Here is a 15,385-nt window from a genome sequence, read left to right as displayed (position 1 = left end):
TTCAAAACTTTGTAGAATAACCGTATATTGACTTTGGCAGATGCCAATGAAACAGGGAATGCGGTGAAAGTCCGCAACAGCTCACTCTACTGTAAGGGATGACGAACCCTGCATACCACTGTGTTCGGATGAGTTTCGGATGCGGGAAGGGCAGGAAGTAGGTTTTAGTCCTAAGTCAGGATATCGGTCAATAGGTAAGTAACATCTTTCGGTGAGGAGAAGAGTATACACAGCTTAGAATGATTTTACAAAATGATTTTATGAGAGATGCGGAAGCATTTCTTTTCCGTGTATAAAAAGACAGCCGAAAGGCTGTCTTTTTATTGTTGAGAGATGAGCCATTTGTTTTTAGAAGACTGGAAAAGGAGATGGACAGATGGAGAAAAAAAGGCTTCGCGCAGGATATACAACAGGGACATGCGCCCAGGCTGCGACAAAAGCAGCAGTATGGATGTTGCTTTCCGGAGAAGAGAAAACATCGGTGGATGTGGTTCTACCGAAAGGAAAGGAACTGACGCTTCTTGTCTGTGAGATTGAGATGAAAAGGCAGGGAGAAAAGATTGAGCGTGTCAGCTGTGCCGTCAGAAAGGACAGCGGAGATGATCCGGACATTACAAACGGCATATTTGTCTATGCATCGGTCAGAAGAAAAGATGGAACGGAAATTAAAATTGACGGAGGGCGCGGAGTTGGGAGAGTGACCAAAAAAGGATTGGACCAGCCGGTAGGAGCTGCCGCTATCAATAAGGTGCCGCGACAGATGATCAGAAAAGAGGCAGAGGAGATCTGCGACTGTTATGGATACGAAGGAGGACTTGAGATCATCATTTCTATCCCGGAAGGAGAACAGCTTGCAAAGAAGACGTTCAATCCTAAGCTTGGAATTACAGGTGGGATTTCCGTGCTTGGGACAAGTGGGGTTGTGGAACCGATGAGTGAACAGGCATTGATCGATACGATCCGTGTGGAAATTCAGATGCAGCTGGCAAATGGGAACGGTTGGCTTTTGGCTGCACCGGGAAATTACGGGTTAGATTTTCTGAAGGAAACTTATGGGATCAGCCCGGACCGTGCAGTCAAATGCAGCAATTTCGTCGGGGAGACGATTGATCTGGCAGCGCAGTTTGGAGCAAAAGGGATATTATTTGTGGCGCATCTTGGTAAATTTGTGAAAGTGGCGGGGGGAATTATGAACACACATTCCCGGTGTGCAGATGCAAGGATGGAAATTTTCGGGGCGGCAGGACTTCGGGCAGGGATAGATCCTGCAGTGGTTCGGAAGATTCTGGACTGTACGACGACGGAAGAGGCTTTGGAACTTCTGGGCAGAGAAGAACGTGACGCGGTAATGAAAGAGCTGATGGCGCGGATGGAACATTATCTCGAATGGCGGACAAAAGGAGAACTGCCAACTGCCGCGATTGTATTTTCCAGCGGGATAGGGAAGATTGGAGAGACCGCGTGCGCGGAAGCATTTTTAAAGAAGATTGCAGAAAATGAGGAGACAATAGAGGAATGATAGGAAAATTATATGGAATTGGAGTAGGACCGGGAGAGGCAGAACTTCTGACTTTGAAGGCACTGCGGATCATGCGGGAGAGTGATGTGATCATTGTTCCCGGAACAGATGTAGAAAAAAGTGTGGCATATCAGATTGTGCTCCCGGTATTCCCGGAGATCACAGAAAAAACAAGGGTTGCGGTAAAGATGCCGATGACGAAAGATCCGGTGCGCTTAGAAGAGAGCCATCAGAAAGCGGCAGAGGTTATTGAGATATTTTTAAGGGAAGGAAAGCAGGTGGCCTTTTTGACACTGGGAGATGTCACGATCTACTCAACTTACCTCTATGTTCACCATAGAGTGGCAGAAGCAGGCTATCCTGTGGAAATCGTCAATGGAATTCCATCGTTCTGTGCAGTGGCAGCGCGGCTGAATATGGGACTGGTGGAAAAATCAGAAATGCTGCACATCATTCCTGCATCGTATCAGATCGAGGAAGCATTGAAGCTTCCGGGGACAAAAGTATTGATGAAGGCAGGAAAACAGATGGGACATGTCAAAGAACTGTTGAAGCAGGCAGATGCCACGGCAGTCATGATTGAAAATTGCGGGATGCCGGGAGAGAAAATTTATAGTACTATCGATGAAATCCCGGAAGATGCAGGTTACTATTCACTGATCATTGTAAAGGAGAAAAAGGAATTATGATACATTTTGTAGGGGCAGGCTCCGGGGCGAAAGATCTGATTACTGTCCGGGGACAGCGGCTGCTTGGAGAGGCGGATATTATTATCTATGCAGGATCCCTAGTCAATCCGGAGTTGCTGGATGAGAAAAAAGAAGGATGTGAAGTCTTTAACAGCGCAAAGATGACACTGGAGGAAGTGCTGACGGTGATGGAAGAAGGCGATCAAAAAGGGTGTGAAATTGTCCGCCTGCATACAGGGGATCCTTGTGTGTATGGGGCAATCCGGGAGCAGATGGATGCACTGGATGAAAAAGGGATTGTCTATGATTACTGCCCGGGCGTTAGTTCTTTCTGCGGTGCAGCGTCGGCGCTGAATCTTGAATACACACTGCCGGATATTTCTCAGAGTGTGGTCATCACTCGCATGGCAGGGCGGACACCAGTACCGGAAAAAGAGTCGATTGAGTCGTTTGCAGCTCATCAGGCGACGATGGTCATTTTCTTAAGCACTGGAATGTTAGAAGAATTGTCTCGGAGGCTGGTTGCAGGAGGTTATCAGGAGAATACTCCCGCGGCGATCGTCTACAAAGCTACATGGGCGGACGAGGAGAAATATGTTTGTACTGTAGGAAGTCTGGCACAGACCGCGAGGGAACATGGTATCACGAAGACGGCGTTGATCATTGTAGGTGATGTTATTTTGCCGCAACAGTATCGCAGATCGGATTTATACCATCCGGAATTCACGACAGAATTTCGAGAGGGGAGAAGTCAGGAAGCAAGTGAGCGAGAAAGGACAAAGTAAAAAGCATTGACAGAGCAGCAAAAAAAAATAGAAAGCAAAAAGAAAAGGCTTGTGATCGTCAGTTTTACCGAGGCGGGTACCCGGCTTGCAAGACAAATAGAAACACTGGCAAAAAATACCGCATATGAAGTTTCTCGTTATGTGAAGAGCCGGTATGTCATGGAAGAAGAGGTGCCAGAAACAATGAGGGCAACGGCCATTTTGGGGAAACTAAAAGAGCAGGTGCAAGTATGGATGCGGCAGATGGATGGAATTGTGTTTGTCGGTGCTGTCGGGATTGCGGTGAGGAGTATCGCGCCGTTCATCGAAAATAAAGCGAAAGATCCAGCGGTGATCGTTTTGGATGAAGAAGGTATGTTTTGTATTCCGATTCTTGCAGGGCATCTGGGGGGTGCCAATGCATTGGCACTCTGGATTGCAGATGCAGTGGGTGCAGTTCCGGTCATTACGACGGCGACAGACAGAAAGAAACGGTTTGCAGTCGACTTGTTTGCAAAAGAAAATGATTTAGAGATTTCTGATCTGAAACTGGCAAAAGAGATTTCCGCAGCATTGCTTGCGGGAAAAAAGATCCCGATATGTTGTGAGAAAGAATTGCCGGAGATTCTTCCGGAAGGACTTTACTGCTGCGAGGATTTTGCAGAAGAGCCAGCACGTCCGGGAATCTATATCGGAATTAAAAGATGCGGGGAAGAAGGAGTATTATCGCTGATCCCCAAGGCAGTGACGGTAGGAATTGGATGCCGGAGAGGGACAGATAAGGAAAAGATCGATCGGTGTGTGCATGAGGCTTGTAAGGAAGCGGATATCCACAAAAAAGCAATCAGCCGGGTGGCGAGTATTGACTTGAAAGCGAGGGAGCAGGGCATTTTAGAGTGGTGCAGGGAATCAGGGATTCCGTTTGCGGTCTATCCGGCAGAAGTTTTAAACGATGTGGAGGGAAGTTTTACTTCTTCTGCATTTGTAAAAGAGACAACGGGAGTAGACAACGTGTGCGAGAGAAGTGCACTTCTTGCAAGTGACGGAGGGAAATTGATACAAAGAAAGACAGCGGTGGATGGTGTGACAGCGGCACTGGCTGTGAGAGAATGGAGGATTCATTTTGCATAAACTATATATTGTTGGAATTGGACCGGGAAACTATGAACAGATGACAATCCGGGCTGCGGAGATATTAAAGACATGTGATGTCATTGTTGGTTACACGGTGTACATAGATCTGATCCGGGAACATTTTGGAGAGAAAGAATTTTTGACAACCCCGATGCGGCAGGAAGTCAAACGATGCGAAATGGCATTTGAGACGGCGATGGAAGGAAAGACGGTCGCAATGATCTGCAGCGGAGATGCAGGAGTCTATGGCATGTCGGGGTTACTTTACGAGATGGGTGCGCGTTATCCCGAGGTAGCGTTGGAGGTGATCCCGGGAGTGACGGCAGCTACCGCAGGGGCAGCGGTACTTGGAGCGCCGCTGATGCATGATTTCTGTCTAATCAGTCTTAGTGATCTTCTGACGCCGTGGGAGAAGATCGAAAGACGGCTGCGGGCTGCAGCGGAGGCAGATTTTGTCATTTGTCTTTACAACCCTTCGAGCAAAAAGAGAAAAGATTATCTGCGGCGGGCCTGTGAGATTTTGCTGGAGTATCAGAGTCCGGACATTGTCTGCGGAACTGTGGTCAATATCGGAAGAGCCGGGGAACAGAAGAAGGTTCTGTCGTTAGAAGCGCTGAAGGAAGAGCAGGTTGATATGTTTACAACAGTATTTATCGGTAATTCACAGACGATGTCACTGGAAGAGATGATGGTAACACCGAGAGGGTATCGGAATGTGTAGGGTGATAGTATTTGCCGGCACAACCGAGGGAAGAAAACTGTCAGCATTTCTGGAGGAAAGACAGATTCCAGCCATGATCTGTGTGGCAACAGAATACGGGGAATCTGTTCTGGAAGAATATGCACAGCTGGAAGTACACCGCGGGAGACTGGATCAGGAAGATATGAGGAAACTTTTTGAAGAAAAGGGGCCGGAAGTTGTCATTGACGCTACTCATCCCTATGCGGTGGAAGTGACAAAAAATATTCGAACTGCTTGTGAGAAAAGTGGAAGAACATATATCAGAGTTGTCAGAAAATCCGAAGAATATAAAAAATATGGAAAGAACATCTATGTAGATTCTGCTGCGGAGGCAGCCCGGTACTTAAGTGGGACAGCCGGAAATATCTTTTTGACGACTGGAAGTAAGGAGCTTGGAGCATTTACCGAGATTCCTGACTATGAAGAGCGGGTTTACGCGCGAGTTCTGCCGGCTCCGGAGATTATCGGTGTATGTGCCAAGCTTGGAATCCGTGGAAAACATGTAATCTGCATGCAAGGACCGTTTTCAGAAGCATTGAATGAAGCAATGTTTGCACAGTGTCATGCGGCTTATGTCGTGACAAAAGAGTCGGGAACAGCAGGTGGATTTCGAGAGAAGGAGCAGGCAGCAGAACAGCTTGGAATTCCGCTTGTGATCATAGGAAGACCAAAGAAGGAAGAAGGGCTTTCTTTGGAGCAGTGCAAAGAAATGCTGGAAAAACAGTTTCAAAAGGAAACAGATGGAAGAACAAAGGAAATGAGAGATCAGTCGGAGAAAGGCAGAAGGCGAAGGGTATCTCTTGTGGGAATCGGGATGGGATCTGCTGAGACGATGACTGGGGAAGCCAGCCGTACATGCAGGGAGGCAGATCTTCTGATCGGTGCGAAGCGGATGACAGAGGCAGTCAGACAAGAAGGACAGCAGATTTTCTGCGCCTACCGTGCGGAGGAAATACTGGAATATATCAAAGAACATCCACAGTACGAAAACGTTGCGGTTGTACTTTCTGGAGATGTTGGTTTTTTCAGTGGAGCAAAGGATTTCCTTGGCCATGTAAAAGAACAGGAGGAGAACTTGGAAATCCGCGTGATCCCCGGAATTTCGTCTCTTGTCTATTTCTGTGCGAAGCTGCATGTCCCATGGGAAAAAGTGAAGGCGATCAGTGTCCATGGGAGAGAGGAAGGGCTGGTTTCCGGTGTACGGGAACATCCTATGGTTTTTGCGCTGGCAGGAGGAAAGAATCAGATTGCAGAACTTTGCAAGAGATTGACAGCGTACGGCTTTGGAGACTGCAAAATCGCAGTTGGGGAGAGACTTTCTTATCCGGAGGAGCGAATTTTTCAGGGAAATGTGAGGGAATTCTGTGAGTTGGAAACCGATTCGCTCGCAGTTTTTCTAATCTGGAATCGGAGAGCAGAGCGGCGTGAGGTCGTTTGCGGGATTCCGGACGAGCAGTTTTGCAGGGGAAAGGTTCCGATGACGAAAGAAGAGGTTAGAAGTATCTCCATTTCTAAGCTGAGGCTTTGGAAGGATGCTGTGATCTATGATGTGGGTGCAGGAACCGGATCGGTTGCTGTGGAAATGGCGTTGCAGGCTCCCGATGGTGTCGTTTATGCGGTGGAGAAAAATGAAGAGGCAGTAGCGCTTCTGGGGAAAAATCGAGTGGCATTTGCTGTAGATCACTTGAAGATTGTTCACGGAAAAGCGCCGGAGGCACTGGAAAATCTTCCCGCCCCGACACATGTATTTATCGGAGGTTCCTCGGGAAATCTCAAAGAAATTCTGGATATTGTCCGCAAAAAAAATAAAGCAGTCCGGGTTGTGATCAATGCAATTACCTTAGAGACCGTCACAGAGGCGCTTACTTATCTGAAAGAGCAGGAGATTTCCGGTGCAGAGGTTGTCTCTGTTCAGACAGCGCGTGCACGGGAAGTCGGAAGATATCATATGATGACGGGACAAAATCCGGTCTATGTCATTTCATTTGGAGGAGAAAGGCAGGAAAGATAAATGAAAGGAGAAAAAATGCCACGATTTCTGCTTGGAGCACCTGCGAGCGGGAGTGGAAAAACACTGATCACCTGTGGGATTTTACAGGCATTGCAGGCACGGGGAAAAGCGGTGGCTTCCTTTAAATGTGGACCGGATTATATCGATCCGATGTTTCATACAAAGATTATTGGAGCGAAAAGCCGGAATCTGGATGGATTCTTTTTAAATCAGGAGCAGATCTGTCGCGAACTTACTTCTGTAGATTGTGATATTGCAATTCTGGAAGGGGTTATGGGGTATTATGACGGAATTGCAGGAATTTCCACGCGCGCAAGTGCGTTTGAAGTGGCAAAGTGGACGAAGACACCGGCGGTGCTGATCGTGGATGGAAAAGGAATGAGTGTATCAGTCACAGCCTTGATCCAGGGGTTCCTTGCCTATCAAACAGACAATCAGATCGAGGGAGTGATTTTCAACCGGGTATCCCCAATGCTGTATCCGCGACTTCGCAAGATGGTGGAAGAGCAGTTGGGAATTCAGGTGTACGGATATGTGCCGGAACTGAAAGGATTCAAACTGGAAAGCAGGCATCTGGGTCTGAAACTTCCGGAAGAGATCAAAGAGTTGAAAGAGCAGATGCATCTGTTGGGAGAACAGATGGAAAAGACGGTTGATCTGGATGGACTGTTAAAACTGGCAGCGCAGGCGGAGGACATCCCTGTGGCAGAGAAGAAAGAGGATCTTGTAAGAAAAGGAGATCAGGGGAAAAGGGAAAAAAGCATTGTGCAAAGAGAGAAAGTCCGCATTGGGGTGGCAAAAGATGAGGCATTCTGCTTTATCTATGAGGAAAATCTAGAAGCGCTTCGTCGGGCAGGGGCAGAAGTTTGTTTCTTTTCACCAATACATGATGCCGAACTGCCACCAGAGCTGGAAGGAATTGTGCTGTATGGAGGGTATCCGGAACTTTTTGCGGAAAGGCTCAGCACAAATGTATCAATGCGGACGGCGGTTTGCGCGGCGATTCGGCAGGGCGTGTGCTGCATTGCAGAATGCGGAGGATTTATGTATCTGCATGAGACTTTGAAAGATATGGAAGGAAAGGAATATCCGATGGTAGGTATCTTTCCGGGAAATACTTTTTATACCGGAAAACTTTCGAGGTTTGGGTATGTGACACTGACGGAAGGGACTGTGTTCGGAGAAAAGACAGATCCGATCACCGCGCATGAATTTCACTATTTTGACTCTACAAACTGTGGAGACGATTTTCTCGCAGTGAAACCACTCAGTGAACGATCCTGGAGATGTATGCATGCAGAAGAGCGGATTCTGGCGGGGTATCCACATATTCATTATGGGGGAAATCCACAGATCGCAGAACTTTTTATTAAAAAATGCAAGGAAAGAAAGAGGTAAGAGATGTCAGCACAGTCCCTTCAGACAGAAGGAAAACTTCTGAAAGAAACAATGAAAAAAATATGTCCGCCGGATACAGCGGCAATGGAGCAGTGTCAGAAGCGGTGGGATAGTATTGCAAAGCCCCTTCACAGCCTTGGAAGGCTGGAGGAAGTACTGATTCAGACGGCGGGAATGACAGGAAGCGATGAGGTACATTTTGGGAAGAAAGCGCTTATTGTCATGTGTGCCGACAATGGGGTCGTGGAGGAAGGAATTTCCCAGACCGGGCAGGAAGTCACTGCGGTTGTAGCGGAAAATTTCCTGAGTGGTGACACAAGTGCGGCAATCATGTGTAAGGCGGCAGGGGCAGACTTGTTTCCGGTGGATATTGGAATTGCAAGAGATACGAAGCTGCGAAATGAAAAGATTGCATACGGCACGAAAAATATGGCGCGGGAGTGGGCGATGACAAGAGCACAGGCAGTCTGTGCGATAGAAACAGGAATCCGTATGGCAGAGGAACTCGCAGAGAAAGGATATGAGATTCTTGCCACCGGAGAGATGGGGATCGGAAATACGACAACAAGCAGCGCAGTGGCAGCAGTACTGTTAGAAAAGCCGGTCGAAGAGATGACAGGCAGAGGGGCAGGACTGACAAGTGCGGCACTGAAGCGAAAGCAGGAAGTCATCAAAAAAGCAGTGGAATTGCATCAACCAGACCGGACAGATGGGATCGATGTTCTTGCAAAAGTGGGCGGATTTGATCTCGGAGGGATGGCAGGCGTCTTTCTGGGAGGGGCGGCAAAGAAAATTCCGGTGATCATCGACGGATTTATCTCGGCAGCGGCAGCCCTTCTGGCAGCGACTATTTGCCCGGAAGTCAAGTCATATATGCTAACCTCACATTTGTCAAAGGAGCCGGCGATGCAGATGATACTGGAAGCGCTGGGCAAGAAGCCACTGCTCACATGTGAGATGTGTCTTGGAGAAGGAACTGGAGCGGTAGCGATTTTTCCGTTGCTTCAGATGGCGGAGGACGTTTACAAAAAGATGAGTACGTTCGGGGAGATTTCGATAGAAAGTTATAAGGAGTTGAAGTAGATGTTTCAGATTGTGACCGGAGGAAGCGGAAGCGGAAAATCTGCTTTTGCGGAAGCGCTGGCAATGGAACTTGGAAAAAAACGGTATTATATTGCGACGATGTATCCTTTCGGGGAAGAATCTAAGCAAAAAATTGCAAGACATCGGGCAATGCGGGCAGAAAAGCAGTTTGAGACAATTGAATGTTATACAAACTTGAAAGCAGTACGCTTGCCATCGGAAAGCACAGATGGAAAACATTCAGATGGTCACTGGGATACTGGAGAAAGACTACAGGAATGTGTAGTACTTCTGGAATGTATGTCCAACCTCCTGGCAAATGAAATGTATTCTGAGGATGGGGCGAAGGAGCGGGCAGTAGAAGAAATCCTTCAGGGAATCCATATGATCCAAAAGCAGGCAGCGCATCTGGTCCTTGTGACAAATGAAGTATTTTCTGATGGGATCGTCTATGATCCCGATACGATACAGTATCAAAAACAGTTGGCGAAGATCAATCAGGTACTGGCTGCAGAGGCAGATGAGGTTATAGAAGTTATCTATGGAATTCCGTGGAAGTTAAAAGCAAAGAAGGAAGAAGGAGTATAGGGAAGATGGAAAAGGGAAAAAGACTGTATGAAAGTTTTAAAATCGCATGCTCGATGTACTCAAAGCTTCCGGTTCCACAAAGCGACTGGACGGAGGAAAATATGCGGTATGTCATGTGCTTCTTCCCATGGATCGGCGCAGTGATCGGACTTTTCTTTGCGGGAGTGTGGAATGCAAAAGAGTGGTTGGCAAGTTGCGGAATCTATTATCACGAATTGTTTTATGCGGCAATTTTGACAGTGCTTCCGATCTTTGTGACCGGAGGGATTCATATGGATGGGTTTCTGGATACGTGTGATGCGCTCAGCTCATGGCAGGAAAAGGAGCGGCGGCTGGAAATTTTGAAAGACTCTCATGCCGGTGCATTTGCGATTCTTTCGTGTGCCGTCTATCTGATTTTGACTTGTGGTGCAATGACGAGTCTGCGGACAGAGCTCATCCCGGTAGTCGGACTTGGTTTTTTGATGTCAAGAAGCTTAAGCGGACTTTCTATCGTTACTTTTCCGATGGCAAAAGGAAGCGGACTTGCTGCGATGTTTGCCGATCGTGCAAAAAAGAAGATCGTACGAAATACAATGGCCGTCTATTTGGTGATGCTTGCAGTGCTGATGATTGTGGTCGGAAAACTTTCAGGGCTTCTGGCTGTTGTGGCAGCCGGGGGGATATTTTTCTACTATTATAAAATGTCTGTCAAAAATTTCGGCGGCATTACCGGAGATCTGGCAGGATGGTTTCTGCAAGTCTGTGAACTGGGGATTCTGTTGTCGGCAGTGATCGGTGGAGGAATTTTCCGGTAAAACGATGGAAGAGATAAAAGGAGGCAGAGCAGATGAAATTAGTGATTGGAGGAGCTTATCAGGGAAAGCGTGCCTATGCGGAAGAACATGACTCTATTCAAAAATGGGCAAACGGGGAGATTTGCCCTGAGGAAGAAATTTTTTCCTGCGAAGGAATGGTAGATTTTCATCTATATTTGCGCAGGCTGCTGCAGGAAGGAAAGGAGCAGTATGTAAGAGAACAGCTGATTCCAAAGCTTTTGCAGGAAAATCCCCAGGTTGTTCTTGTGACAAATGAACTCGGTTATGGAATTGTGCCGATCGATCCATTTGACCGCAGTTGGCGGGAGCTGACCGGAAGAATCTGTACAGAGCTGGCTGAGCATGCCGACGAGGTCACTCGGGTTGTCTGTGGAATTCCGGTTGTACTAAAATAAGATGGAAGGGAAATAGAAATCGCACAAGACGACAAATAGAAACAGTGATAGATTCCTTGTAAATTGATGGAGAAATATGAAAGAAAGAAATTTAGAACAGAAGAAAATACCGATGCGGATCGATTTGGTCCGCCACGGAATGACAAGGGGCAATGAGGAGCGCAGATACATCGGGATCACCGATGAACCGCTTAGTGAGAGAGGAAGAAAACTGGCAGAACAGTGTATGTATGAGATGCCGGAGATTGTGTTTTCCAGTCCGCTGAAGCGCTGTGTGGAGACGGCAGAAATTTTATATCCCGACCAGGATATTTATATTATAGAAGAATTAAGAGAGTGTGATTTTGGGATCTTTGAAGGCAAAAATGCAGAAGAACTGTCCAAAACAGAAGCTTATCAGAGGTGGATCGACAGCAATGCAACGATTCCTTTTCCCGGTGGAGAAAGCAGGGAGGGGTTTCGCAGTCGGTGTCTTTTGGGCTGGAAGAAAGTGATTTCTGTCTGCCAAGAGCAGCAAAAAAAGTCTGCCGCTGTCGTGACACACGGTGGTGTGATTATGAATTTGATGGAGACCGTCACAGCGTTTGAAAAGTCGTTTTATGAATGGCATGTTAAAAATCTGTGCGGATATTCTATTTATATAGAAAAGGAGTTAGAAAAGAATGGGAAATTGGATCTTACCTGCGGTACTGACAGGTTTTCTTATGGATCTTTGCCTTGGTGATCCAAGATGGATGTATCATCCGGTCTGTATGATCGGAAATGCCATCACTGCCTGCGAGAAGTGGCTGCGGGCGTGGTTCCCGAAGACAAAAAGAGGGGAACAGATGGCGGGAGGAGTGCTTGTACTTTGCATTGTGAGCGGGTGTGTTCTGATTCCGGGAGGGCTTTTATTTCTCGCATACCGTTTGCATCCTGCAGCAGGATTTATCCTGGAATCGTGTATGTGCTGGCAGATGTTGGCGACAAAATCTCTGAAAACAGAAAGCATGAAGGTCTATGAACGATTACAGGCAGAAGATGTCGAGGGGGCGAGGAAGGCTGTTTCGATGATTGTGGGACGAGATACTGCCGCGCTTACCGAGGAGGGAATCACAAAAGCTGCGGTAGAGACAGTTGCGGAAAATACTTCCGATGGGGTGATTGCGCCACTGCTCTATATGATGCTTGCAGGAGGTGTGGGAGCTTACTTTTATAAGGCAATCAATACCATGGATTCTATGGTTGGATACAAAAATGAGAAATATAAAAATTTTGGAACTTGCGCCGCCAAACTGGATGATCTTGTCAACTATATTCCAGCAAGGCTGTCTGCATGGTTTATGGTTGCAGCGGCGGCGGTAGAAGGGCATCACTGGAAAGATGCGATCCGGATTTACAGAAGAGACAGAAGAAATCATGCCAGCCCGAATTCTGCTCAGACAGAGGCTGTCATGGCAGGGGCGCTTGGAGTGCAGCTTGCGGGAAATGCATGGTATTTTGGAAAATTATATGAAAAGCCGACAATCGGAGATGACAAACGAAAGATAGAGGCAGAAGATATCCGGAGGGCAAATCAGATGTTGTATGGAACAGCGGTGATCGCAGTGCTTGCATTTACTATGCTGTATATAGGAATTTGTCTGTAAGAAAGCATGAAAAAGAGATGGAAGTATCAAGAGAAGAAAGGCAGGAGAAGAGAATATGAGAAAACTGATCCACGGAGGAGACGTTTACCGGAATCCGGATTGTATCGATTTCTCGGCAAATATTAATCCGCTGGGGCCACCGGACAGTGTAAAAAAGGCGGTGGCATCGTGTGTAAATGACATCGCACATTATCCGGATGTGCAGTGCAAAGAGTTAAAAAAAAGGCTTGGATGGGCAGAGCAGATGGAAGAAGAGGCGCTGATCATTGGAAATGGTGCGGCGGAGTTGATCTTTGCGCTTGGATACAGTCTCAGACCGAAGCGGGCGCTCCTGCCGCAGCCGACATTTGCAGAGTATGAGCAGGCGCTTCTGGCAGCAGGCTGTGAAGTTTTCTATTACCCACTATCAGAAGAAAATGGATTCCGGCTCACAGAAGATTTTTTGCAGGTGCTGACCGGGGAGATAGATATGGTATTTTTGTGTAACCCAAACAATCCGACCGGAGTTTTGACGGAGAGAGATCTTCTGATACAGATTCTGAACCGGTGTAAAGAGAAACAGATTTTTTTAGTTGTAGATGAATGTTTCCTCGATTTTGTAGAGGAGGCGGAATCATTTGAATTAAAGGAAATGACAGGGTTATACTCAAATTTGTTTCTTCTCAAAGCATTCACAAAGCGCTATGCAATTCCGGGGCTCCGGCTTGGGTATGGAATTTGCCAAAACAAGGAATTGCTAGAAAAAATGGAACAGGCAGTGCAGCCGTGGAATGTCTCAGTTCCGGCTCAGGCGGCAGGAATTGCGGCATTGGAAGAGGATGCGTATGTAAGAAGAGCAAAAGTGTTGATTCGGGAGGAGAAGGCATATCTCAGAAAAGAACTTATCCGGCTTGGGATGAAATGCTACGCATCTGAGGCAAACTATATTTTTTTTCGGGGAGAAAAAGGGATGTGTGAAGGATGCCGCAGGCAGGGGATTCTTATCCGGGATTGTCAGAATTATCCAGGGCTCTCGGAAGGGTTTTATCGTGTGGCAGTGCGGACGAGAAATGAAAATAAAAAGCTGATAGAAGGGATAGAAAGATGGCAAAAGCAATTATGATACAGGGCACGATGTCCAGTGCAGGAAAGAGTTTGATTGCGGCGGGGCTGTGTCGGATCTTTCGGCAGGACGGATACCGGTGTGCGCCGTTTAAATCACAGAACATGGCGCTGAACTCCTTTATTACAGAAGATGGTCTGGAAATGGGAAGGGCACAGGTAATGCAGGCGGAAGCGGCAGGGATTGAGCCGTCAGTGTGGATGAATCCGATTCTCTTAAAACCGACCAACGATATGGGATCTCAGGTCATCGTAAATGGAGAAGTGATCGGTACGATGAAGGCCAGAGATTATTTTGCTTATAAGAAACAACTGATCCCAGATATTCTGCGCGCCTATCAAAAATTGGAAGCAGAATATGATATCATCGTAATCGAAGGTGCCGGAAGCCCGGCGGAGATCAATCTCAAACAAGATGATATTGTGAATATGGGTATGGCAAAATTGGCCAAAGCGCCAGTTCTTCTCGTGGGAGACATTGATCGTGGAGGAGTGTTTGCACAGCTTCTCGGGACACTTCTTTTGTTAGAGGAAGAGGAAAAACAGATGGTCAAAGGTCTGATCATCAACAAATTCCGGGGAGATAAGACGATTTTGGATCCGGGTGTCGTGATGCTGGAAGAAAAAGGAGGGATTCCGGTTGTAGGAGTTGCTCCGTATCTGCAGGTGCAGTTAGACGATGAGGACAGTCTGACTGAACGGTTTTGGATGAAAGAGGCGGCAGGAAAGATTGATATCGCCGTGATCCGTCTTCCGAGGATTTCCAATTTTACAGATTTTAATGCGTTGGAAGTGGCAAAGGAAGCGTCTGTCCGCTATGTGGAACATGTGAGAGAATTGCAGAAGCCGGATTTGATCATTCTGCCAGGCAGCAAGAATACAATGGAAGATCTCAGATGGCTTAGGGAAAGCGGTATGGAGGCAGCAATCTTAAAAGCACACGCAAAAGGGACAGTTATTTTCGGAATCTGCGGAGGATATCAGATGCTTGGGGAGACGATCAAAGATCCCGAGCAGATGGAGGCTGGAGGAACGATCCAGGGGATGGGCCTGCTTCCGGTGGATACTGTATTTTCCACAGAAAAGACAAGAACTAGGGTGGAAGGAACCTTTAGTATGCCGGGAGGAACATTAAAAAGGCTTGCGGGAATTCCGCTTTATGGATATGAGGTGCATATGGGACAGAGCGTATGTCGAGGGCAGACGCTGACAAAATTACAGGAAACATCCCATAAAAGAGAAGCATTCCAACTAGAAAAAGAAGGGGAGAAGGCAGATGGATGCTGGAAAGAAAATGTATATGGCACTTATGTGCATGGCATTTTCGATGGGGAAGGTGTTGTGCCGGCAATCTTAGAAGCGCTTGCAGAGAAAAAGGGGATTACACTTTCCGATTTGGAACAAGTGGATTTTGCAGCTTTTAAAGAAACGCAGTATAATCTTCTCGCAGAAGGATTGCGTGCACATCTGGATATGGAAAAAATCTATGAGATTTTGGAGACAGGAATATAGAAT

At 47.1% G+C, this 15,385-nt stretch carries 15 protein-coding genes and 1 riboswitch; all 15 genes read left to right on the top strand.

Going from position 1 to position 15,385, the window contains the following annotated elements; translation table 11 throughout:
* The first annotated feature begins 11 nt into the window (after positions 1–11).
* Positions 12–206: riboswitch (cobalamin riboswitch) on the top strand.
* Between the two features lie 170 nt (positions 207–376).
* The 15 genes from cbiD to EDD74_RS05140 all read left to right on the top strand — a co-directional run bounded on the left by cbiD (position 377) and on the right by EDD74_RS05140 (position 15,382).
* A complete protein-coding gene (cbiD, locus tag EDD74_RS05210) occupies positions 377–1,519 on the top strand; it encodes a cobalt-precorrin-5B (C(1))-methyltransferase CbiD (RefSeq protein ID WP_116441351.1) in 1,143 nt (380 codons plus the stop codon).
* Entirely contained in the window at positions 1,516–2,208 is a 693-nt protein-coding gene (gene cobI / locus EDD74_RS05205) for a precorrin-2 C(20)-methyltransferase (RefSeq protein WP_116441352.1), read from the top strand. Before cbiD ends, cobI begins: the two co-directional genes overlap by 4 nt.
* Complete coding sequence (gene cobM / locus EDD74_RS05200; RefSeq protein ID WP_116441353.1) at positions 2,205–2,993, top strand: precorrin-4 C(11)-methyltransferase; 789 nt, start codon at positions 2,205–2,207, stop codon at positions 2,991–2,993. The genes cobI and cobM overlap by 4 nt, the downstream gene beginning before the upstream one ends.
* 6 nt (positions 2,994–2,999) lie before the next feature.
* On the top strand, positions 3,000–4,103 hold the full coding sequence (locus EDD74_RS05195) for a cobalt-precorrin 5A hydrolase (RefSeq protein WP_116441354.1): 1,104 nt from the start codon (positions 3,000–3,002) through the stop codon (positions 4,101–4,103).
* Positions 4,096–4,827: a precorrin-3B C(17)-methyltransferase gene (gene cobJ, locus EDD74_RS05190; protein ID WP_116441355.1), complete on the top strand. Its 732-nt coding sequence runs from the start codon at positions 4,096–4,098 to the stop codon at positions 4,825–4,827. Before EDD74_RS05195 ends, cobJ begins: the two co-directional genes overlap by 8 nt.
* Positions 4,820–6,859, top strand: coding sequence for a precorrin-6A reductase (gene cobK / locus EDD74_RS05185; protein ID WP_116441356.1), 2,040 nt, complete (start codon positions 4,820–4,822; stop codon positions 6,857–6,859). Before cobJ ends, cobK begins: the two co-directional genes overlap by 8 nt.
* Before the next feature lie 15 nt (positions 6,860–6,874).
* Positions 6,875–8,257: a cobyrinate a,c-diamide synthase gene (locus EDD74_RS05180; RefSeq protein WP_116441415.1), complete on the top strand. Its 1,383-nt coding sequence runs from the start codon at positions 6,875–6,877 to the stop codon at positions 8,255–8,257.
* A gap of 3 nt (positions 8,258–8,260) precedes the next feature.
* Positions 8,261–9,340, top strand: coding sequence for a nicotinate-nucleotide--dimethylbenzimidazole phosphoribosyltransferase (cobT, locus tag EDD74_RS05175; RefSeq protein ID WP_116441357.1), 1,080 nt, complete (start codon positions 8,261–8,263; stop codon positions 9,338–9,340).
* Positions 9,341–9,928, top strand: coding sequence for a bifunctional adenosylcobinamide kinase/adenosylcobinamide-phosphate guanylyltransferase (locus tag EDD74_RS05170; RefSeq protein ID WP_116441358.1), 588 nt, complete (start codon positions 9,341–9,343; stop codon positions 9,926–9,928). It begins immediately after the preceding gene.
* Positions 9,929–9,933: 5 nt separating this feature from the next.
* A complete protein-coding gene (locus EDD74_RS05165) occupies positions 9,934–10,725 on the top strand; it encodes an adenosylcobinamide-GDP ribazoletransferase (protein ID WP_008975072.1) in 792 nt (263 codons plus the stop codon).
* A 32-nt stretch (positions 10,726–10,757) separates the two neighbouring features.
* Positions 10,758–11,141: a bifunctional adenosylcobinamide kinase/adenosylcobinamide-phosphate guanylyltransferase gene (locus tag EDD74_RS05160; protein WP_116441359.1), complete on the top strand. Its 384-nt coding sequence runs from the start codon at positions 10,758–10,760 to the stop codon at positions 11,139–11,141.
* 76 nt (positions 11,142–11,217) lie between these two features.
* A complete protein-coding gene (locus EDD74_RS05155) occupies positions 11,218–11,865 on the top strand; it encodes a histidine phosphatase family protein (protein ID WP_116441360.1) in 648 nt (215 codons plus the stop codon).
* The gene (cbiB, locus tag EDD74_RS05150; RefSeq protein WP_116441361.1) at positions 11,804–12,769 is read left to right on the top strand and encodes an adenosylcobinamide-phosphate synthase CbiB; all 966 of its coding nucleotides are present in this window, start codon (positions 11,804–11,806) and stop codon (positions 12,767–12,769) included. Before EDD74_RS05155 ends, cbiB begins: the two co-directional genes overlap by 62 nt.
* A 55-nt stretch (positions 12,770–12,824) precedes the next feature.
* A complete protein-coding gene (gene cobD, locus EDD74_RS05145; protein ID WP_116441362.1) occupies positions 12,825–13,871 on the top strand; it encodes a threonine-phosphate decarboxylase CobD in 1,047 nt (348 codons plus the stop codon).
* Positions 13,853–15,382, top strand: a complete 1,530-nt coding sequence (locus EDD74_RS05140; protein WP_116441363.1) for a cobyric acid synthase — start codon at positions 13,853–13,855, stop codon at positions 15,380–15,382. Before cobD ends, EDD74_RS05140 begins: the two co-directional genes overlap by 19 nt.
* Positions 15,383–15,385 lie beyond the last annotated feature (3 nt).

The sequence above is a fragment of the Faecalimonas umbilicata genome, assembly GCF_004346095.1.
Lineage (GTDB): Bacteria > Bacillota > Clostridia > Lachnospirales > Lachnospiraceae > Faecalimonas > Faecalimonas umbilicata.
This window is presented reverse-complemented; position numbering and strand designations above follow the sequence as displayed.